A 258-nucleotide genomic window follows, 5' to 3' on the forward strand; every position below is an offset into this window, starting at 1 on the left:
GCACTCCGAGGGAAGGCGCTTCCTCCTGAACACCGCCGGAATCGGTCAGAATCAAGTGGGCACGTCGGGCAAAATTATGGAAATCAAATGCGTCCAGCGGGGCGATTAACTGAATCCGCTCATGGCTCCCCAAAAGCTCCTGTGCCAGTTCTTGTACGGCTGGATTGAGGTGAACAGGGTAGACCACGGCAATATCCGGATGTTCGTCAACCAGACGGCGAACGGCGCGGAAAATCCGGCGCATCGGCTCACCCAGGT

At 57.4% G+C, this 258-nt stretch carries 1 protein-coding gene; it reads right to left on the minus strand.

Translation table 11 applies throughout. The features are described from left to right. On the minus strand, positions 1-258 hold a 258-nt coding region (locus tag MXD62_RS09020; RefSeq protein ID WP_248828920.1), incomplete at both ends, for a UDP-N-acetylglucosamine 2-epimerase.

It is taken from the genome of Frankia sp. Mgl5, from assembly GCF_023242985.1.
GTDB lineage: Bacteria > Actinomycetota > Actinomycetes > Frankiales > Frankiaceae > Parafrankia > Parafrankia soli.